Source organism: Vibrio metoecus (genome assembly GCF_009665255.1).
GTDB lineage: Bacteria > Pseudomonadota > Gammaproteobacteria > Enterobacterales > Vibrionaceae > Vibrio > Vibrio metoecus_B.
The window spans coordinates 196,927-218,238 of sequence record NZ_CP035686.1 but is presented as its reverse complement, the minus strand read 5'-3'; the positions used below and the strand labels follow the sequence as shown (position 1 = coordinate 218,238).

Below are 21,312 nucleotides of genomic sequence, written 5' to 3'. Positions count from 1 at the left end.
ACAGATTTTGCCGGACTCAAATTTGAACAAGACCGAAGTCTTATTCGATACCAAGCACACTTGAATGTGTTGTTGGTGTTTATCTTTCGATAAACATTGAGAACTTTACAAACAACAATAAATTGTTGTTTTGTCAGCTTTCCAAATTGTTAAAGAGCAAGATTCCCTTTCTATTTAAAGAAAAGATGAACCATTTTTAAACATTCTCAGCGAAAACGCTTAAAGATGGTGGAGTTATGCGGGATCGAACCGCAGACCTCCTGCGTGCAAGGCAGGCGCTCTCCCAGCTGAGCTATAACCCCATCGTTAGTGGTGGGTCTGAGTGGACTCGAACCACCGACCTTACGCTTATCAGGCGTACGCTCTAACCACCTGAGCTACAGACCCACTTAATGCTCAAATCTAAACCGAATCAATCTGTGTGGACACTCATCACGATAACCATCGTGTAAGGAGGTGATCCAGCGCCAGGTTCCCCTAGCGCTACCTTGTTACGACTTCACCCCAGTCATGAACCACAAAGTGGCAAGCGTCCTCCCGAAGGTTAAACTACCTGCTTCTTTTGCAGCCCACTCCCATGGTGTGACGGGCGGTGTGTACAAGGCCCGGGAACGTATTCACCGCAACATTCTGATTTGCGATTACTAGCGATTCCGACTTCATGGAGTCGAGTTGCAGACTCCAATCCGGACTACGACGTACTTTGTGAGATTCGCTCCACCTCGCGGTATCGCTGCCCTCTGTATACGCCATTGTAGCACGTGTGTAGCCCTACTCGTAAGGGCCATGATGACTTGACGTCGTCCCCACCTTCCTCCGGTTTATCACCGGCAGTCTCCCTGGAGTTCCCACCATTACGTGCTGGCAAACAAGGATAAGGGTTGCGCTCGTTGCGGGACTTAACCCAACATTTCACAACACGAGCTGACGACAGCCATGCAGCACCTGTCTCAGAGTTCCCGAAGGCACTCCAGCGTCTCCGCTAGATTCTCTGGATGTCAAGAGTAGGTAAGGTTCTTCGCGTTGCATCGAATTAAACCACATGCTCCACCGCTTGTGCGGGCCCCCGTCAATTCATTTGAGTTTTAATCTTGCGACCGTACTCCCCAGGCGGTCTACTTAACGCGTTAGCTCCGAAAGCCACGACTCTAGGTCACAACCTCCAAGTAGACATCGTTTACGGCGTGGACTACCAGGGTATCTAATCCTGTTTGCTCCCCACGCTTTCGCATCTGAGTGTCAGTATCTGTCCAGGGGGCCGCCTTCGCCACCGGTATTCCTTCAGATCTCTACGCATTTCACCGCTACACCTGAAATTCTACCCCCCTCTACAGTACTCTAGCTTGTCAGTTTCAAATGCGATTCCTAGGTTGAGCCCAGGGCTTTCACATCTGACTTAACAAACCACCTGCATGCGCTTTACGCCCAGTAATTCCGATTAACGCTTGCACCCTCCGTATTACCGCGGCTGCTGGCACGGAGTTAGCCGGTGCTTCTTCTGTAGGTAACGTCAAATGATTAAGGTATTAACTTAACCACCTTCCTCCCTACTGAAAGTACTTTACAACCCGAAGGCCTTCTTCATACACGCGGCATGGCTGCATCAGGCTTGCGCCCATTGTGCAATATTCCCCACTGCTGCCTCCCGTAGGAGTCTGGACCGTGTCTCAGTTCCAGTGTGGCTGATCATCCTCTCAGACCAGCTAGGGATCGTCGCCTTGGTGAGCCCTTACCTCACCAACTAGCTAATCCCACCTGGGCATATCCGGTAGCGCAAGGCCCGAAGGTCCCCTGCTTTGCTCTTACGAGGTTATGCGGTATTAGCCATCGTTTCCAATGGTTATCCCCCTCTACCGGGCAATTTCCCAGGCATTACTCACCCGTCCGCCGCTCGCCACCCAAGGAACAAGTTCCTCTGTGCTGCCGCTCGACTTGCATGTGTTAGGCCTGCCGCCAGCGTTCAATCTGAGCCATGATCAAACTCTTCAATTAAAAGTTTTTTGAAGCTTTCGCTTCGGCTCAATGAATACCGATAACATTACATAGTAATGTTGAATTGACTGTGCTGAATGATTGCTCATTCAAATGGTCACTCAGTTCATTGATAAATCTTTTTTGATTATCATCAACGAGTGCCCACACAGATTGATTGGTTTATATTGTTAAAGAGCGTTTTGCTTCGGCTTTCTTACCGAAGAGGCTGTGCATTCTAGCGAGATAATTGTCAGAGTCAAACTCTTTTTTCAACTTTCTTCGTCGAAGCGTTTTAGCCTTACTGACTAGCCCTGAAGCCTTGTGGCGTCTGCCGTGTCAGTGAGGGCGCATTATAGGGATACTCGTTTTCGACGCAAGTGATTTTTTAAAATTTCCTCATAAAAAATGCCATTCGAGCAACAAATAATCGAGCCGATGTATTTTTGATCAACTAGAGTTACTAAAAAGGCGCTTTAAGATATGAAAAGTGCTCATTCCTCTTTAGGTGAATAACGTTATGGCTGAGAAAAAATCCCGAATTACTATCAGAAAACTCATGTTTTCTACAGGGCTTATTGTGATTGTCTTGCTTTTATTGAGCAATGCGGTCTTGTCCTACAATAGTCGTATGCTGTCTGAACTGGAATCAACACAAAACGCTCTCTATCAAGCACGCACAATATTTAAAGATGTTCGTTACCATGTCGTTCAAATTCAACAGTACTTAACCGATGCTTCTGCCGTCGGTGAGTTGGAAGAAGATCAGGCTTTAGCGGAAGAACACAAAAAAGCGGCGCTTGATGCTTTAAACTCTTTAGCACAGTTAGTTCCAGACTTAAGTAACCAAGTTAATGACACAAAGTCTGGCGTTGTACAGCTATATGATGTCGGTCTTTTGATGGCCAAAGCTTATATTGATAACGGCCGGGAAGCTGGAAATCAGGTAATGCAGCAAGCTGGCTCTGGATTTGATGCCCGAGCTGATGAGCTGGGTGACGCAATGCAGTCTCTTGCCGAAACACTAGAGCCTAAACTTTTGTCCGTTTCGACACTGAAATCAGAATGGCAAGATAAGCTGTTCATGGCTTTTATTTTGAGTGGCATTTTAACTCTTTTTATTTTTGTCTTAGCTGGGTATTTCATTTATCGGCAGTTGATCAGTTTGTTAGGGGGAGAACCTAGCTACGCACTATGGGTAACTCAACAGATTGCTCAGGGAAATTTCAGCACGCCGATTAAAAACCTCTCGCGTGACCCTCAAAGTGTGTTGGGGAGTATGCAATATATGGCCAAAAGCCTAGCGGATTCAATGCAAGGGATCTCTATGGCCTCTGGGGCCATATCTGAAAGTTCAACCAAAATGGCTCATATTTCTCATCACATCGGTGAAGTCGCCGTAGAGCAGCAACAAAGCTCACAAGAAGTTCAGCAAGCTACCGTCAACCTCAGCCATGCTTCCCAACAAGTCTTTAACCTTGCACAAACCGTTAACAGCAGTACTAAAGAGGTAAAGAACAAGGCATCTTCTGCGATCAAAACGATCCAAGATAATATTCATGAAATGGGCCATGCTGCTGAGTTAGTCAAAGGGGCAGAAGCAGAAGTAAAAGCATTAGGTGATGCGAGCAGGCAGATTCAAGCCTTTACCACGTCCATTAACGAAATTACTGAACAAACGAATCTCTTAGCACTTAATGCTGCAATTGAAGCAGCGCGAGCTGGTGAATCAGGTAGAGGCTTTGCCGTCGTTGCAGATGAAGTAAGGAAACTGGCTCAACGCGTCGGTGAGGCAACAAGCAATATCAATCAAATCGTAAATAACCTTAACACATTGGTAATGAGCAATGGTAAAGCAATGGAGAGTATTATCCACACAACCGACATAAGCCATGAAAAAGCTCAACAGGTAAGCGATATTTTCCACTTAATCTTGCAAGGTATTGATAGCAACGTTCAGTACTCTCAAAACATCATTGAAGTGATCAGTGAGCAAGGTAAAAAGCTAGAGCTGCTTCAGGAGACACAATCCGATCTCATGCATGCGATGTCGCACAATACCGAAGAAATTCATATGACAGAACATCTCAGCCAAGAGTTATCGGAGATCACTCAAAATCTTCAGCGCACTCTCAATCAATTCCAATTGCAGGCATAACTCAATAAAGAAGGCATCTCATGATGCCTTCTTATTATTCCTCACTATCAAAGAAGTAAGAAATCCGTGAACGAGGATTAAGATAGTCACGAACCTTATCAGGTAATTTGTTCGGTAAAATGGCATTAACGATTTTCAAGTCGCGATCGGCAAGATCAATAATAGGCGCTTGAGAACGTGGAACAGAAGGATCATAGATAAGAACGTTCGGATACAAGAGACTGCTTGCATTTACCGAAATGACTAATCCAACCATATCATTAGAGAGTTGTACGACAGTTCCTGGCGGGAATACCCCCATGAACTTAATTAAGATGCCTAAATTCTCCGCGTTATAGAGATGCTTGCAGTTCTTAAATAAATGAGACAACGCAACGTACGGGATCTTTTGTTCAGAAGGAATATTAGGGTGGCAGAGATTATCAAACGCATTCGCTACCCCCACAATCTGCGCTAGCTCATCAATATCATCCCCTTTCAGGCCAAGTGGGTAGCCCGAACCATCCCGCAGTTCGTGATGTTGTTCGATGACACGTTTGGCACTTTCGGGGAACGTCGCTATATTATCAGCCAGCTCTATGCCGTATTTGGTATGAAGCCGTAAATAGTTTTCTTCCGGCTCGGTTAATGGGGTCTTTTTACGCACGATCGCTGTAGGCACCCTCACTTTGCCTATATCATGAAACAGCGCCGCAAAAGCCAGATCTTTGATTCTTTCTGCAGGTAAACCTCTGGCCTTACCAATCATCATGGCAATGACTGACACATTTAAAGAGTGAAAATAGATATCTTCAAATTCACTTTTGCTGTTCATTAAATGCAATGTGACATTATCATCACTCAGCAGCTTATCGACTATGTCATCGACCAGTATGATAGCCTCTCCGACGGCATCTAAAGGACGATTACGGATTTTATTTACCACGGCACGCATACGAGCTAGAGAACGCTCAAACTCTTTCTCACAAGTTTGTACTCGGCGTCGATATTCGTTGAGTTTTTCTATCCGAACTTGCTTTTCCTGCCATAGTTTTTCAGCTTCACTATCAACTGGAGGTAAAACCTCTTCCGGTGTGGATTCTTCAATATTTGGCGGTAAAGGTTGGCTATCGCTTAACCCTGGATTGAGAAAAACGTGCTGAATGCCAAGATGCTTGATCAGTTGGATCTGCTCTTGTGATTTGATCTTGAAGCTATTGAATAGGAAAGGATGTTCATTCCATTTGACTGGCAACCGAATGTAGAGCCCAGGTTGCAATCTATCTACCGTGATTTTAATACTTGCCACAATCTTCATTACATCTCAGTGAATAACCTCAGTATCATAGAAGAAGTTAATAATAACTTCATCAGCCTTGTCTCACTAGAAACTGAAGGATCACGAAAACAACGCTAGATATCCAAAACAACAGATAGCAAAAAGCCGACTCATTGAGTCGGCTTCTTTAAATTATGGTACCGATGGACGGACTTGAACCGTCACTCCCGAAGGAAACGGATTTTGAATCCGTCGTGTCTACCAATTTCACCACATCGGCATCTAGGCTGTTGCCCTTTGATGGAACGCATTATACGTAAGAAGTCGAAGCACGCAATAGCAAAAGATTGAAAATAAAATCGTTTGCCGATTATTTCACCACAAAGCGCGAAGCTGTGCGTTAGCTCTCTTTCTTTCGGATTTACCACTGGCTATGCTTGCCACCTTTGAAAATGACCAAAAATGACAACTATGAACTATGCAACACTTCCACCAGCTGGCTTTTTTCGGCGCTTAGGTGCTTGGACCTATGATGCCCTGATCGTGATAGCAATATTGATGATGGCGGGCGGTATTGTGGTCGCCATACTAGAGGCATTAGTTGCAGCAGGACTGCTTACCTATGCGCCTTATCAAGATGCCAGTGATCTTCTCAGCTCTCATCCTATTTGGAGCCCAGTCTACACGGCATATCTCGCTTTGGTATGGGTTTATTTTTTCGTTTACTTCTGGACACGAGGCGGTCAAACCTTAGGAATGCGCGCGTGGAAATTGCGTATTTGTACTGAAGATGGACGCCATATTTCGACGACACAAGCCCTGATTCGATTGGCGACTTCCGGGTTTGGGCTCGCGAATTTAACCGTCTTCTTTGACCCTAAGAAACGGGGCTTTCATGATATCTGGGCGAAAACCAAAGTCGTGGTGATGCCCAAAGCTAATTAACATATCCCAGATCCATATAAAGAAAGGAAGGCAATGCCTTCCTTTCTTTATATGCTTCATCTACCAGAGCAGCGTTACAGCTTTCTCCCTAACAAACCTAGGGCAATCGTTAAGAACACTAAACTTGGCGCAATCGCACCAAATAATGGCGGTAATCCATAAACCAAGCTTAATGGCCCAAAAAACTCACTGGAAATATAGAAAGTGAAACCGGCTATCACACCCGATAAAATCCGCGCTCCCATGGTTACACTGCGCAATGGGCCAAAGATAAACGACAACGCCATAAGCATCATAACGGCGATGGAAATGGGCTGAGTCACTTTACGCCACAGGGCTAACTCATAGCGCGAGGCATCTTGTTCTGAGGCTTTCAAGTAATGCACATAGTCACTCAGCCCGCTGAGTGATAACTCTTCAGGTTTAACCGTGACCACTGCCAACTTGTCGGGCGCTAATGAGGTATGCCAACGATACTCCGGCAACGCTTCTTTGCTGATTTCGATATCGTTCACCATGCGGGTTAAATGAACATCTTTCATTAACCACTCATTGTTACCGATGTAATCGACCTGCTCTGCAAAGATCACTGTACTGAGTTTTTTATTCTCATCGAATCGCCACAGATTCATACCTGTAAGCTGTTCATTATCAACTTTAGCAATAAAGATAAAATCATTCGCATCCCGTGCCCACACACCAGTACGCACAGACATAATTGCCCCACCAGAGGTCGCAAACGCTCGCATATCACGCGCCAATTTTTGAGCTTGTGGTGCGCCCCACTCTCCGAGCAAAGTGATAATAATCATCAGCGGAATAGCGGTTTTGAGGACAGAAAGACCGATATCAAGCTTAGAAAAACCAGCCGCCTGCATCACCACCAATTCAGAGCTAGAAGCCAAAGCACCCAAACCGATCAAAGCCCCTAGTAGCGCAGCCATCGGGAAAAACATTTCCACATCACGTGGAATACTCAGCACCACAAATAACAAGGCTTGGAGTAAGTCGTAACTTCCCTCACCGACTTTGCGCAGCTGTTCAACATATTTGATGATGCCGGATAAACCGACAAAGGTAACCAATACAAGTGCTGTGGTGGCAACGATGGTGCGGCCAATATACCAATCAAGAATTTTAAACACGGCTTAAGCTACCTTTCTCTGTTTCCATCGATCTTTAAAACGGCGCACAGGGATGCTATCCATGGTATTGACGATCAACGCCGCAAACAACAGTGCCGCATTCACTGGCCATAAACCAATGATCACGGGTAGCGAGCCATCTTCAATCGCGGATTTGGTTGCACTGAGCGTAAGGAAATAAGTCAAATAGATCAAAATGGCCGGCCCCATTTTGGCAAAGCGTCCCTGACGAGGGTTTACAGCTGATAGAGGCACAACCAACATCGTAAGCAAGGGGATACAAACCACTAAGGAGAGTCGCCATTGCAATTCAGCTTGAGCTTGGCGATCTGCATTCTTCAGCAAACTTAATGTGGGTAGCGCTTCCCAATCACGCCCAGTGGATTTCACTTCACGTTGACCAATCAAACCATCATAAGAATCGAAGTTAGTGATCATGTAATCGACCCGAGTCGGTACGCCTTCGTAGCGAGTGCCATCGTAAAGGGTAATGATCTGGCGACCATCACTGAGCTCTTTCACAGCTCCGGAGTTGGAAAACATCACGCTCGGCAGTACAGAATCTCGCGGTGCTAACTGTGCCACAAACACATTGTGCAGTTTACGGTTTTCAATGTTGTCGATAAAAACCACCGACGACCCATCAGGCGAGCGTTGAAAGTGGCCTTTTTGCAACAGATCAACACTGTTTTCTGCCGCAAACTGCTCCATCAGTTGTGCTTCTTTGTCTTGGCTCCAAGGCGCAAGCCACAGCGCATTAAAGGCCGCGACGGATGCCGTGATCAAAGCAAGATAAAGCGCAGCTCGGATTAAGAATTTATTGCCAATACCGGTCGCGTTCATCACCGTTATCTCACTCTCCGCATACAAACGGCCAAAAGTGAGCAGAATTCCGATGTACAGGCTAAGTGGCAGCATTAATAGCCCCATCGCCGGCATATTCAATCCAACGATGGATAAGATCATGCTGGTAGGAATTTCACCGTCAGAGGCATCCGCCAAAACACGAATAAACTTCTGGCTGAGAAACACTAAAAACAGCACGAAAAAGATCGCAAACTGGCTTTTTATTGTTTCTCGGATCAAATATCTAACAATAATCACGCTGAAATTACCTATGCAAAACTTGTTTTTTTGATTGAATCACTATAATTTCCCGATGAACCTTTTATTTTTTGAATAATTTCGCTAACGGTTAGGTTGCGCACGCAAAAGGTCGATCCTTCATGGGATCCAGCAAGTAAGAGCGCATTATCTACCATTTAGTTCTATTTGTCTTCAGGATGTAGGAGTACGCATGGAGTTCAGTGTTAAGAGTGGCAGCCCTGAGAAACAGCGCAGCGCATGTATCGTTGTTGGGGTGTTTGAACCACGTCGCCTTTCTCCAGTCGCAGAACAGCTTGATAAAATCAGCGACGGCTATATTAGTTCACTGCTACGTCGCGGTGATCTAGAGGGTAAACCGGGGCAGATGCTACTGCTGCATCAAGTACCAGGTGTGTTGTCTGAGCGAGTGCTGCTCGTCGGTTGCGGTAAAGAACGCGAACTGGGTGAACGTCAGTACAAAGAGATCATTCAGAAAACCATCAACACATTAAATGAAACCGGGTCTATGGAAGCGGTCTGCTTCTTGACCGAGTTGCACGTCAAAGGTCGCGATACCTATTGGAAAGTACGTCAAGCGGTTGAAGCCACCAAAGATGGCCTGTACACCTTTGACCAATTCAAAAGCGTTAAACCAGAAACTCGCCGTCCACTGCGTAAACTGGTGTTCAACGTCCCTACTCGCCGTGAGTTGAATCTTGGTGAACGTGCAATTTCTCATGGCTTAGCCATCTCTTCTGGCGTGAAAGCCTGTAAAGATCTTGGCAATATGCCACCAAACATCGCTAACCCAGCTTACCTCGCTTCACAAGCTCGTCGTCTGGCTGACGATTATGAGAGCATCACCACCAAAATCATTGGTGAGGAAGAGATGGACAAGCTCGGCATGGCTTCTTACCTCGCGGTAGGCCGTGGCTCACGCAATGAATCGATGATGTCAGTCATCGAATATAAAGGCAATCCAGATCCTGAAGCCAAGCCAATCGTACTGGTGGGTAAAGGTCTGACTTTTGACTCAGGCGGTATCTCACTCAAACCGGGTGAAGGTATGGATGAGATGAAGTACGACATGTGTGGCGCAGCATCTGTGTTTGGCACCATGAAAGCCATTGCCAAACTCGGCCTCCCCCTTAACGTGATTGGTATTTTGGCTGGCTGTGAAAACATGCCAGGCAGCAATGCTTACCGTCCGGGTGACATTCTGACGACGATGTCAGGTCAAACCGTGGAAGTGTTAAACACCGATGCAGAAGGCCGTTTGGTGCTGTGTGATGTACTGACTTACGTTGAGCGCTTTGAGCCTGAATGTGTGGTCGATGTAGCAACGCTAACTGGTGCTTGTGTGATTGCTTTAGGCCACCATATTAGTGCGGTGATGTCTAACCATAACCCACTAGCGCATGAGTTGGTGAATGCCTCTGAGCAGTCGAGCGATCGCGCATGGCGTCTACCTCTGGCAGACGAATACCATGAACAGCTCAAGAGCCCATTTGCCGATATGGCAAACATTGGTGGCCGCCCAGGTGGCGCCATTACTGCAGCTTGTTTCCTGTCTAAATTTGCTAAGAAATACAACTGGGCACACTTAGACATCGCGGGTACTGCGTGGAAATCGGGTGCAGCAAAAGGCTCAACCGGTCGTCCTGTCTCGCTCCTAGTCCAATTCCTGCTCAATCGCAGCGGTGGCCTAGACGCTGAAGAGTAATCGCAAAAGGGCCTTCGGGCCCTTTTTCATTACTAGACCTAAACTACCACCACAGGCGTGGTGATTGTTTGCAAGAGACCAAGATGCCTACCGCAACTTTTTACCTGATTTCCCCAGATTCAGCTCAAGCAACGCCAGAAGGCTTCGCGCAGTACGTGCTGTATTTGGTACGTCACTTTGCCGCGCAAGGCGCACGCATTTATCTGCAATGCCAAGATAAACCACACGCCGAGCAGCTAGCTGAGCGATTTTGGCAAATCGAACCTGAACAGTTTTTAGCGCACAATTTAGTGGGTGAAGGCCCCAAATCTGGCACCGCGATTGAGATAGGTTATGTGGGTGTCTCCCCTTCTTGGAATCGTCAACTGGCAATAAATTTGGCGGATAATCAGACAACCTTTGCGCGTACCTTTGCCGAAGTGGTAGACTTCGTGCCCTGCGCAGAAAATGCCAAGCAGCTAGCACGCGAGCGGTATAAACTCTATCGACAAGCAGGTTATCAGCTGCAAACTGTTGAGATTCAGTATCCATAACCGTCCATCCTTATAGTTAAGCTCTCTTATCCAAGAGAACTCACTTATAGCGATAGACTGAATTAACCATCACAGCATCCATTAAAGAGCACTATGGAAAAGACATACAACCCAACATCAATCGAACAAGATCTGTATAAGACTTGGGAAGAGCAAGGCTACTTTAAGCCTCACGGTGACACATCAAAAGACGCGTACAGCATCATGATCCCGCCACCGAACGTCACAGGCAGCCTGCATATGGGTCACGCCTTCCAAGACACCATTATGGATACTCTGATCCGTTGTCAGCGTATGAAAGGCAAAAATACCTTGTGGCAAGTGGGTACTGACCACGCGGGTATCGCCACTCAAATGGTGGTTGAGCGTAAGATCGCTGCAGAAGAAGGCAAAACTAAGCACGATTACGGCCGTGATGCGTTCATCGACAAAATTTGGGAATGGAAAGCAGAATCTGGCGGTACCATCACTAAGCAGCTACGTCGTCTTGGCGCCTCTGTCGATTGGGATCGTGAGCGCTTTACGATGGATGATGGCTTCTACAAAGCCGTGCAAGAAGTGTTCGTGCGCCTCTACAAAGATGATCTGATCTACCGCGGTAAGCGCCTAGTTAACTGGGATCCCAAACTGCACACTGCGATCTCCGATCTGGAAGTGGAAAACAAAGAGACCAAAGGTCACATGTGGCACTTCCGCTACCCGCTAGCAGATGGCGTGAAAACGGCAGATGGCAAAGATTACATCGTGGTAGCCACCACCCGTCCAGAAACCATGCTCGGCGATACGGGTGTTGCGGTTAACCCTGAAGATCCTCGTTATAAAGATCTGATTGGTAAAGAGATCATTCTGCCTATCGTGGGTCGTCGCATCCCTATCGTGGGCGATGAGCACGCCGATATGGAGAAAGGCACGGGCTGTGTGAAAATCACCCCTGCGCACGACTTCAACGACTATGAAGTCGGCAAGCGCCATAACCTGCCGATGATCAACATTCTGACCTTTGATGCTAACATCCGTGATGCAGCCGAAGTCTTCAACTCAAACGGCGAAGCAAGCAATGCTTACGGCACAGAGATCCCTGCTAAATACCAAGGCATGGAGCGTTTTGCTGCGCGTAAAGCGATCGTGGCAGAATTTGAAGAACTGGGGCTACTGCAAGAAATCAAAGATCACGACCTAACGGTTCCTTACGGCGACCGTGGTGGTGTGGTGATTGAACCAATGCTGACTGACCAATGGTACGTTCGCGCAGGTATTTTGGCGAAACCAGCGGTTGAAGCCGTTGAGAATGGCGATATTCAATTTGTACCAAAACAGTACGAGAACATGTACTTCTCTTGGATGCGTGACATTCAAGACTGGTGTATCTCTCGCCAACTGTGGTGGGGTCACCGCATTCCGGCTTGGTATGACGAGCAAGGCAATGTGTTTGTAGGCCGTAACGAAGAAGAAGTGCGCTCAGAAAACAACATCGCGGCTGATGTTGCACTTCGTCAAGATGATGACGTGTTGGATACTTGGTTCTCTTCTGCATTGTGGACCTTCGGAACACTTGGCTGGCCAGAAAAAACGCCTGAGCTGAACGTATTCCATCCAACCGATGTTCTGGTAACCGGTTTTGACATTATCTTCTTCTGGGTGGCGCGCATGATCATGATGACCATGCACTTCTGTAAAGATGAAGATGGCAAAGCACAAGTTCCGTTCAAAACCGTGTACGTAACGGGTCTGATCCGTGACGAAAACGGCGACAAAATGTCGAAGTCGAAAGGCAACGTACTTGACCCTATCGATATGATCGACGGTATCGACCTAGAGTCTCTGGTCGCGAAGCGCACCGGCAACATGATGCAGCCACAACTGGCAGCAAAGATCGAGAAAAATACCCGTAAGACGTTTGAAAACGGCATCGAAGCCTACGGTACTGACTCACTGCGTTTCACTCTAGCGGCCATGGCGTCAACCGGTCGTGACATCAACTGGGATATGAAGCGTCTAGAAGGTTACCGCAACTTCTGTAACAAGCTGTGGAACGCAAGCCGTTACGTGCTGATGAACACCGAAGAGCAAGATTGCGGTTTTGCAGCCGGTGCTGAGCTTGAATACTCACTGGCCGACAAGTGGATCGAATCACAGTTCGAGCTGGCTGCGAAAGAGTTCAATGGTCACATTGATAACTTCCGTCTGGATATGGCAGCCAACACGCTGTACGAATTCATCTGGAACCAATTCTGTGACTGGTACTTAGAGCTAACTAAACCAGTTTTGTGGAAAGGCACGGAAGCTCAGCAACGCGCAACCCGTCGTACGCTGATCACCGTACTAGAGAAAACGCTGCGTTTGGCGCATCCAGTAATCCCTTACATCACAGAAACCATCTGGCAAAGTGTTAAGCCACTGGTGGATGGCGTGGAAGGCGACACCATCATGCTGCAAGCACTGCCTCAGTACGATGCGGCAAACTTCAACCAAGAAGCCTTGGATGATATTGAGTGGGTGAAAGCCTTTATCACTAGCATCCGTAACCTGCGCGCTGAGTACGACATCAACCCAGGTAAGCCTCTGGAAGTAATGCTGAAAGCGGCGAATGAGCAAGATACCGCGCGTATCGAAGCGAACAAGCAAGTGCTGGTTTCACTGGCCAAGCTCGAAAGCATTCGTGTATTGGCGGATGGCGAAGCGACACCGGCGTGTGCAACCGCACTGGTTGGCAAATCTGAGCTGATGATCCCAATGGCAGGTCTGATTGATAAAGACGCTGAGCTGGATCGTCTGGCCAAAGAGATTGCTAAGACGCAAGGTGAAATTGCGCGCATCGAAGGCAAGCTAGGTAACGAAGGTTTCGTGGCGAAAGCACCAGAAGCGGTAATTACCAAAGAGCGTGAAAAGCTCGCGGGTTACCAAGAAGCACTGGTGAAACTTGAGCAGCAGAAAGCGACCATCGCTGCGCTGTAAGCAAAGCACTAGTATAAAAAGAAAAAAGGCAGCGATTTCGCTGCCTTTTTGTTTACGATGCTGAATGCTTTTACCTGAGATTAAGGCTGACGCGCCGCATCGATCCGCTGTTCCAGATCAGGATGGGTACTGAGCCAAGCCGGAACCTCAATCGTTTCTTGCTGCTGAAACAGTTCAAACATTTCAGCTAGCGGTTCACTGCTACCGTAAATCGCCTGCATCGCTTGTTTCGCGTATTGATCGGCCTCTTGTTCCGCATCGCGGGATTGGCCGTTGGAGAGCGTAAATACCCCAATCCCAACCAGATTATCCACCACCCCAGAGCTTTCACCTGTCAGCAGCGCCACACCAATCGAAAGCACACTCGAATGCACCAAGCGTTTAAGCATATGGCGATGATGTACATGCCCCAGCTCATGCAGAATAATGCTGTCTAACTGCTCGGGCGTTTTAGCCAGTAGCACCAACTCATCCAGTAACACCAAGGTTCCACCGGGCAAAGCGAACGCGTTAGCGCCAATATCTGAGTGACGAAACTCCACTTTGATTGGATAAGGTAGCGGCTCAAGTTGGTTAAGATGGGAGAAAACTCGTTGCTTTATCTCATCTTGTTGTGCGAGAGAAAGTTCACTCGGTTTTAAATCGCGATCTAACGTTTGCAGAATTTTCTCACCCAGCACCACAGCGGCAGATTCCGGAACTCGTTCAGCCACCTCTTTGCTTAGCCAAGGTAGAAATGCCACATAAGCCCAAACACATAAACCGATGCCAAGCACCACGGCGATTAGCCAAGCGCTCCACTTTCCTTCCAGCCGATCCACCCACCCCGGTTTATTGTGTTGTTCTAACCAACGGTTCAACTGCGCATTACGTTCACAAACGAAAACCCAGCCACTGGGTAATTGAAAACGAATCGGTAATTTTCCGACTGGAGCACTGATTTGAGCATCGCTCTGCGCACAGCTAATAATCTCACCATCGACATGCAAAGCGAGAAAATGGGTTTGTGAGAGATCGAGCTCGGCCTCGCAACGTAATGAGCTGCGAGGTGGGAAAGCGGTTCCGGTAATACGCATCAGCCGATCCCGATACCGAGATCAAACGCTTGTGCCAACTCATCAGAGATTGCGGATTTTACATCTGAGGATTGATCGGTCGATTTGAGTGCATCCATATCGCCAATCACAGCAGTGCGTTCAGCCAGATAGCGCGTCGTTCTCACCATCACCCATGGGCGTGCGATACCGACTGTCACGGCTTGCAGTAAGAAATTACTGATCACTAAACCAGTATAACCACGAGCACTGAGAGTGGATTCAAATCGAAAGGCTGTGTCCTCGTTCAGCGCTTGCTGCATCACCAGTTGCGAGAAAATGTAATTGCGTACCCGCGAAGTAATATAAGCCGTCACCGCGATACCCATTACGATCATCCCTATGTACACAGTAGCGATCAGCATAAACGGTGAGCCACTTGCAAGTAGCGAGCTTTCCCAATTGGTAAGATTAGAGAAATCGATACTGCCGAACACCATGATAAGCACCATGGAGATGATCGCGAGCATCGAGGCAACCCCAATTGCCGCTGCTTTTAAATAGGTATGTAGGAAGAAGCGCGTAGTCAGTTGGGCGCTAAACTGCCAATCCCCATAACGATAACCATTAGCAAAATAGTTTTGCACGCCAGCAATAACCCAAGCATAGAGCGCCGCCATCACTAAAAAAGAGCCAATAAACATGACAACAGAAAGACTTGCCGAAACAGACGCTGAGACCGAAGCAATAACAAAGTAGATCAGCAGCAAAACTAGAGCACCGATGCCTCTCCCCATAAACGAGAAATAGGCTTCTTGCAGTGTGCCGTTAAAGGAGAAGTGCACATTACGAAAGCTGGTCATCGCCGAATCAAAGCGGGCGTTGCTCCAAAGCAGCCAAGGCAAAGCAAAATAAAACACCAAGAGCAACAGCAATGAAGCAATTGGGAATAAAGAGTTAGCCACGAACCACACGAGAACAGCGGCGAATGCGACCAAACGCCCTTTGAGGATTTGCATCGGCTGGGCATGATATTCAAAGTTATCGCCCGCAATGAAAGTATTGCCGTAGAAATAGCGCTTAGTACGCACCTTAGCCCATGCAGAGTAGATGCCTAAGGTAATAATGGAGAGCAGAAGATTGACACTCCAGATCCCAAAAAACTCTTTACCCTCACCACTGAAGGTGACGGTATGTTTATGTTGATTAACCATGAATGATTCCTGACGTTGTTCTTAGAGTAAAAAAGCGCTCCGAGTGTAACAACCTGTAAGAACCATTCACAACACCAATTAAATTATGGCGATATAAATCACACACATAATCAACAAAGCAACTTCTAGACGACTCGATTTTTCGCTTCACCACGCATAAATGCACTGATGTTGTCGATCAAGATAGTCGCGAGTTGTTGTATCGAGGAATCACTGCCCCACGCCACATGCGGTGTCAGCAGAAGATTGGGCAGATCACGGTTGGCAATCAGTGGGTTATCCATATCCGCAGGCTCGACACTAAACACATCCACCCCAGCCCCAGCAATTTGACGTCTTTTCAGCGCATCTACCAGCGCCTGTTCATCCACTAAACCACCGCGCCCAGTATTGATCAGTAGAGCATTGGGCTTCATCTGCACCAATTCCGCTTCCGAGATAATATTGCGCGTTTCATCCATTAGCGGACAGTGCAGGGATAACACATCGGATTGCGCCAACACTTGCTCAAATGGTGTGTACCCATCGCGGCATTCCAACTGACCTTTACGTTCAGCAAACAGCACATGCATACCTAATGCGCGCGCTAAATTCGCCGTCGCTTGTCCTAATGCACCACTGCCGATAATGCCCATGGTGGAGCCCGCAATATCGCCGATAGGATGCGTGAAAAAACAGAACTGCTTATGGCGCTGCCACTCTCCGGCCGCAATATCATTGTGATAACCGATAAGATTACGCCTTAGAGCAAACATCATGGCGATCACATGCTCTGGTACAGAGCGCGTAGCATAGCCTTGCACATTACACACCGTGATATTGAGATCACGACACGCCTGCAAATCGACGTTGTTGGTGCCCGTGGCAGAAATGGCGATCAACTTGAGCTTAGGCAACTGAACCAGCATTTCACGGGTGAGTACCACTTTATTAGTGATAACGATATCGGCCGCTAAGAGGCGCTCAACCACTTGGTGAGGCTCACATGCATCATACTCAACCCAATGATGTTCAAAAGGCAGAGCAGGTAAGGGGATATGGCGCGGAATAGTAGCGCGGTCTAGAAAAACTAAAGTGGGTAGTGACATGCTGACTCCGGGTCTGATTATCCGCTACCCACAATAATATTAGTCTTGGGATAGCTTTTTATAGTCCGGTAATTTTCGCTCAGGATCGAAATGCTGCAAAATCTGCTCCTCGGCTTCGGGATAGAAGTCACAAGGGACAAACAGAGTGCGTAGCCAATGACTGCGTGGATGGTAGAAACAGAGCTCCGCGGCGTGCAGTTGCAGACGATCGGCAAACTCGACCGCTTCTTGTGGCGCGTAAAGATCATCACCGACAATCGGATGACCAAGCGATTGCATATGCACACGCAGCTGATGAGAGCGTCCAGTGATCGGGATAAGGCGTACGACTGTGGTTTTCTCTTCACGCTTGACGACTTGATAGCGGGTCAGAGAATCACGTCCCTCTTCAAAACAGACTTTCTGTTTCGGGCGGTTTGGCCAATCACAACACAGCGGCAAATTCACTTCGCCTTCGTCTTGCTCCATCACACCCCATACGCGGGCATAGTAGATTTTATGAGTGAGACGATACTGAAACTGCTTCTTCAATGCCGATTCCATATGTTTGCCTTTAGCAAACAGGATCAACCCAGAAGTCGACATATCCAAACGGTGTACGACCTTCACATCAGGGCAGTAATCCACCAAACGAGCCCACATACTGTCGTAGTGCTCAACAGGTCGCCCAGGAACAGATAACAAACCAGAAGGCTTGTTGGCTGCGATGATGTGTTCATCCTCATAAATCACATCAATCCACGGTTCCTTGGGTGGATTGTACTCGGTCATTGCCATCGCTATCGTCTCGTATCACAAAAAACGGCGCATTATATACGCAAAATGTCGCCAACGGGGAATAAAACAAGGCCCTCGTATTGAGGGCCTACGTAATCAGTTGTGTGCCACCACAATCAAACGCAGTGAATCCAGCTGATACTGCGCCTGCGCAATATAGCCAGTCAGCTCTTTGATTTGCTGCTCCAGCACTTCGATCTCTTCATCACGAATGTTCGGGTTAACCGCTTTGAGTGCCAGCAAACGCTCCAACTCGCTGTTGAGGCTCTGCTGCATATCACGCTGCGCCTGTTCACGAATCGCGCTCACTCGCGGCTCAACCGCCGCTTCGCTTGTCGTAATCAAACGATGCACGTCATGCTGTACTGAACTCACCAGCTTGCTGGCCAAATGACGATTCACTGGGCTAAGCTGACGGTTAAAGCTTTCAAACTCCACTTGTGAAGAGAGATCATTACCGCGCGCATCCATCAGAATTCGGATTGGAGAGACTGGCAAGAAGCGGCTGATGCCACTGCGTTTCGGCGCTTGGGCATCCACCACATACACCAGTTCCAGCAAGATGGTACCCACTGGCAGTGCTTTGTTTTTCAACAGCGACACTGCGCAAGTCCCCACCCCTTCACTCATCAGCAAATCAATGCCACCTTGCACCATTGGGTGTTCCCAACTGATGAAGTGCATATCTTCACGCGACAGTGCGGTGTCACGATCAAAGGTAATGGTTGCTCCTTCATAAGGGAGACCCGGATAGCTTGGCACCATCATGTGTTCGGCAGGAGTGACCACTAGAGCATTCTCGCCACGATCTTCTTGATGCAGACCAATCGCATCAAACAGGCTCAAAGCAAACGTCACCAGATTGGTATCGCCATCAGTTTTCGCGATCTGCTCGGCAATCTGCTGCGCCTTTTCGCCACCGTTAGAATGCATTTCCAGCAAGCGATCACGCCCCACTTCCAGCTGCGATTTCAGCATTTTGTTGAGCTTGGCTGACTCTTCGATGATCACTTCCAGCTCTTCACCGCCACCAGCAGCAAGAATTGGGATCAAACGCTCAGCGAAGGCGTCATACACCGCACGACCCGTTGGGCAGGTTTCCGCAAAGGCATTCAAACCTTCTTGAAACCAACGCGCCAAAATCGCTTGTGACGTTTCGGTCAGATACGGCACGTACACGTCGATATCACGTTTTTGACCGATACGATCCAAACGTCCGATACGCTGCTCAAGCAAATCAGGGTTGAACGGCAGATCGAACATCACCAACTGGTTAGCAAACTGGAAGTTACGGCCTTCGGAGCCGATTTCACTACAGATCAGCACCTGCGCGCCGCCCTCTTCTTGGGCAAAGTAAGCCGCGGCTTTATCGCGTTCAATGATCGACATGCCTTCATGGAATACCGTTGCACGAATGCCTTCACGCTCACGCAGTGCCTGCTCTAGCTGCAATGCGGTACTGGCACGGGAAGCGATGACGAGGATCTTCTCGCTGCGTTTGGCTTTGACTTTTTCGAGCAGCCAGTTAACGCGTGAGTCAAATTGCCACCAGCTTGATTCGTCACCTTCAAACTCTTGGAAAATCTCTTCCGGGTAGAGCATTTTCATCGCACGCGCTTCTGGCGTCAGTTTACCGCCGAGCATGCCCGCAACACGCATTGACGTGGTGTATTGAGAAGGAATTTCCAATGGCAGCAAATGCACATTACGCACTGGGAAGCCTTTGATTGCCGCACGCGTGTTACGGAACAATACGCGACCAGTACCGTGGCGATCCATCAGATTGTCGATCAGCTCTTGGCGCGCCAAAGCAATTTCGTCCTCGCTGGCGTGGCTTTCCAACGCTTTAAACAGCGGCTCCACATCTTGCTCAGAGAGAAGCTCAGTGATTTTGTTTTTCGCTTCATCACTCAACTTCTCACCGCTGAACAGCGCAGTGACCGCATCCGCAACCGGCGCGTATTGCTCTTCTTCTTTAACAAAAGCTTCGTAATCGTAGAAACGATCTGCATCCAACAGGCGCAGACGAGCAAAGTGGCTTTCACGACCTAACTGCTCAGGTGTTGCCGTCAATAGCAGCACCCCCGGAGTTTGCTCTGCGAGCGCTTCAATCACTTGATATTCGCGGCTTGGCTTTTCTGGGTGCCACTCTAAGTGGTGAGCTTCGTCTACTACCAACAAATCCCATTCTGCTTCCAACGCTTGTTCAAAACGCTGGCGGCTTTTACGCAGAAAATCGAGTGAGCAAAGCACATACTGCTGAGTTTCAAATGGGTTATCTGCCTCGCTAAAGGCTTCGACACAGCGCTCTTCATCAAAAATCGAAAAGTGCAGGTTGAAACGGCGCATCATCTCCACCAACCATTGGTGTTGCAGCGTTTCAGGCACCACAATCAGGATGCGTTCAGCACGTCCCGTCAGCACTTGCTGATGGATGATCATGCCCGCTTCGATGGTTTTACCCAAACCGACTTCATCGGCCAGTAACACGCGTGGTGCATGGCGGCGACCTACTTCATGGGCGATGTACAGCTGATGCGGGATCAGCCCAGCGCGCATACCACACAAACCACGCATTGGGCTTTTGTGCTGTTGATATTGATTGGCTAGAGCGCGATAACGCAGCACGAAGTTGTCCATGCGATCGATTTGACCAGCAAACAACTTATCCTGCGGTTTATTAAAACGAATTTGGTTACTGAGGAAAATTTCACGCAGCGCGACACCACTTTCTTCGGTATCCACTCGCGTGCCTAAATAGGTGTAGACGCCTTGGTCTTCCACCACTTGTTCAACTTGTAACGACCAGCCTTGCTGACTATCCACCACATCGCCGACATTGAAGATCACACGGGTGACCGGCGCATCTGAACGTGCATACACACGATTTTCTTCCGATGCTGCAAACATCAAGGTCACTGTACGCGCATCAAGCGCCACCACAGTACCTAACCCGAGATCACTTTCCGTATCGCTTATCCAGCGTTGCCCTAAAGCAAATGACATGAATGGACTACCTCATCAAATAGCGTTGCAGAGAATTTTTACACTTCACTTCAGCCAGCTTTTTATTATGGATGCTGACCGCTTTGAGTGCAGAAAAAGGCCGCTAATCTTACTTGATGGCGTGACACAGGTCACGCCCATTCCCTGCCGCAACGTGCTTTTTTTTCTACAGCTTTTGGGTGACATCAAATTGTCAAAAATGAGTGGCATTTGTTAACAAGATGATTGCTATACTCAGGTTGAAGGCGCGGTGTTAGTGTCAAAAAAGATTGGCACAAAGCCTGCAAGTTCAAACAGAGAGTATCAACACGGGTTTGCAGCAAGTCGACAATGATCGCAACGCTCACCTGAGCGTACGATCCTACAGGCCGCTTGTGAACATCCACGACAAAGCATGCTACATGTAGCAAGGAGACGCT

13 protein-coding genes, 3 tRNA genes and 1 rRNA gene are annotated in these 21,312 nt (G+C 48.1%); 5 read left to right on the top strand and 12 right to left on the bottom strand.

Going from position 1 to position 21,312, the window contains the following annotated elements; genetic code table 11:
- Positions 1-226: 226 nt before the first annotated feature.
- The 3 genes from EPB59_RS01085 to EPB59_RS01075 form a co-directional block, all read right to left on the bottom strand.
- Positions 227-302 (bottom strand) — tRNA-Ala (locus EPB59_RS01085).
- Positions 303-310: 8 nt separating this feature from the next.
- A tRNA-Ile gene (locus EPB59_RS01080) sits at positions 311-387 on the bottom strand.
- Between the two features lie 62 nt (positions 388-449).
- A 16S ribosomal RNA gene (locus EPB59_RS01075) occupies positions 450-1,992 on the bottom strand.
- A 499-nt stretch (positions 1,993-2,491) separates the two neighbouring features.
- Here EPB59_RS01075 and EPB59_RS01070 point away from each other — a divergent pair.
- Entirely contained in the window at positions 2,492-4,129 is a 1,638-nt protein-coding gene (locus tag EPB59_RS01070; RefSeq protein WP_241666220.1) for a methyl-accepting chemotaxis protein, read from the top strand.
- Between the two features lie 34 nt (positions 4,130-4,163).
- Here the strand turns inward: EPB59_RS01070 and EPB59_RS01065 are convergent, their stop codons facing one another.
- Positions 4,164-5,417, bottom strand: a complete 1,254-nt coding sequence (locus EPB59_RS01065; RefSeq protein WP_055051358.1) for an HD-GYP domain-containing protein — start codon at positions 5,415-5,417, stop codon at positions 4,164-4,166.
- Between the two features lie 165 nt (positions 5,418-5,582).
- A tRNA-Leu gene (locus EPB59_RS01060) sits at positions 5,583-5,667 on the bottom strand.
- A 191-nt stretch (positions 5,668-5,858) separates the two neighbouring features.
- Between EPB59_RS01060 and EPB59_RS01055 the strand changes: the two genes are divergently transcribed.
- Complete coding sequence (locus EPB59_RS01055; protein ID WP_055051208.1) at positions 5,859-6,332, top strand: RDD family protein; 474 nt, start codon at positions 5,859-5,861, stop codon at positions 6,330-6,332.
- A gap of 74 nt (positions 6,333-6,406) precedes the next feature.
- Here the strand turns inward: EPB59_RS01055 and lptG are convergent, their stop codons facing one another.
- Both lptG and lptF read right to left on the bottom strand, forming a co-directional pair.
- Complete coding sequence (gene lptG, locus EPB59_RS01050) at positions 6,407-7,477, bottom strand: LPS export ABC transporter permease LptG (RefSeq protein ID WP_055051209.1); 1,071 nt, start codon at positions 7,475-7,477, stop codon at positions 6,407-6,409.
- Positions 7,478-7,480: 3 nt separating this feature from the next.
- The gene (gene lptF / locus EPB59_RS01045; protein ID WP_000587728.1) at positions 7,481-8,581 is read right to left on the bottom strand and encodes an LPS export ABC transporter permease LptF; all 1,101 of its coding nucleotides are present in this window, start codon (positions 8,579-8,581) and stop codon (positions 7,481-7,483) included.
- Positions 8,582-8,774: 193 nt separating this feature from the next.
- Here lptF and pepA point away from each other — a divergent pair, with 193 nt between their 5' ends.
- The 3 genes from pepA to EPB59_RS01030 all read left to right on the top strand — a co-directional run bounded on the left by pepA (position 8,775) and on the right by EPB59_RS01030 (position 13,774).
- Entirely contained in the window at positions 8,775-10,286 is a 1,512-nt protein-coding gene (pepA, locus tag EPB59_RS01040; protein ID WP_154171358.1) for a leucyl aminopeptidase, read from the top strand.
- An 83-nt stretch (positions 10,287-10,369) separates the two neighbouring features.
- On the top strand, positions 10,370-10,819 hold the full coding sequence (locus EPB59_RS01035; protein WP_154171357.1) for a DNA polymerase III subunit chi: 450 nt from the start codon (positions 10,370-10,372) through the stop codon (positions 10,817-10,819).
- A 93-nt stretch (positions 10,820-10,912) separates the two neighbouring features.
- Positions 10,913-13,774, top strand: coding sequence for a valine--tRNA ligase (locus EPB59_RS01030; RefSeq protein WP_154171356.1), 2,862 nt, complete (start codon positions 10,913-10,915; stop codon positions 13,772-13,774).
- An 80-nt stretch (positions 13,775-13,854) separates the two neighbouring features.
- Here EPB59_RS01030 and EPB59_RS01025 read toward each other — a convergent pair whose 3' ends face one another.
- From EPB59_RS01025 to rapA, 5 genes are all read right to left on the bottom strand, one after another.
- Positions 13,855-14,850: a M48 family metallopeptidase gene (locus EPB59_RS01025; RefSeq protein ID WP_154171355.1), complete on the bottom strand. Its 996-nt coding sequence runs from the start codon at positions 14,848-14,850 to the stop codon at positions 13,855-13,857.
- Positions 14,850-16,022 carry a YjgN family protein gene (locus tag EPB59_RS01020; RefSeq protein WP_154171354.1) on the bottom strand — a complete coding sequence of 391 codons (1,173 nt, stop codon included), beginning with the start codon at positions 16,020-16,022 and terminating at the stop codon, positions 14,850-14,852. The genes EPB59_RS01025 and EPB59_RS01020 overlap by 1 nt, the downstream gene beginning before the upstream one ends.
- A 125-nt stretch (positions 16,023-16,147) precedes the next feature.
- A complete protein-coding gene (locus EPB59_RS01015; protein ID WP_154171353.1) occupies positions 16,148-17,110 on the bottom strand; it encodes a D-2-hydroxyacid dehydrogenase in 963 nt (320 codons plus the stop codon).
- A 39-nt stretch (positions 17,111-17,149) separates the two neighbouring features.
- Positions 17,150-17,887, bottom strand: coding sequence for a pseudouridine synthase (locus EPB59_RS01010; RefSeq protein ID WP_001251800.1), 738 nt, complete (start codon positions 17,885-17,887; stop codon positions 17,150-17,152).
- A gap of 96 nt (positions 17,888-17,983) precedes the next feature.
- A complete protein-coding gene (gene rapA / locus EPB59_RS01005) occupies positions 17,984-20,893 on the bottom strand; it encodes an RNA polymerase-associated protein RapA (RefSeq protein WP_154171352.1) in 2,910 nt (969 codons plus the stop codon).
- Positions 20,894-21,312 lie beyond the last annotated feature (419 nt).

Excerpts from the sequence above, each read along its gene's own strand:
- EPB59_RS01025 (WP_154171355.1), bottom strand. The coding sequence starts at position 14,850 with ATGCGTATTACCGGAACCGCTTTCCCACCTCGCAGCTCATTACGTTGC.
- EPB59_RS01035 (WP_154171357.1), top strand. The coding sequence starts at position 10,370 with ATGCCTACCGCAACTTTTTACCTGATTTCCCCAGATTCAGCTCAAGCA.
- EPB59_RS01030 (WP_154171356.1), top strand. The coding sequence starts at position 10,913 with ATGGAAAAGACATACAACCCAACATCAATCGAACAAGATCTGTATAAG.
- EPB59_RS01070 (WP_241666220.1), top strand. The coding sequence starts at position 2,492 with ATGGCTGAGAAAAAATCCCGAATTACTATCAGAAAACTCATGTTTTCT.
- EPB59_RS01015 (WP_154171353.1), bottom strand. The coding sequence starts at position 17,110 with ATGTCACTACCCACTTTAGTTTTTCTAGACCGCGCTACTATTCCGCGC.
- EPB59_RS01055 (WP_055051208.1), top strand. The coding sequence starts at position 5,859 with ATGAACTATGCAACACTTCCACCAGCTGGCTTTTTTCGGCGCTTAGGT.
- rapA (WP_154171352.1), bottom strand. The coding sequence starts at position 20,893 with ATGTCATTTGCTTTAGGGCAACGCTGGATAAGCGATACGGAAAGTGAT.
- EPB59_RS01020 (WP_154171354.1), bottom strand. The coding sequence starts at position 16,022 with ATGGTTAATCAACATAAACATACCGTCACCTTCAGTGGTGAGGGTAAA.
- pepA (WP_154171358.1), top strand. The coding sequence starts at position 8,775 with ATGGAGTTCAGTGTTAAGAGTGGCAGCCCTGAGAAACAGCGCAGCGCA.
- EPB59_RS01010 (WP_001251800.1), bottom strand. The coding sequence starts at position 17,887 with ATGGCAATGACCGAGTACAATCCACCCAAGGAACCGTGGATTGATGTG.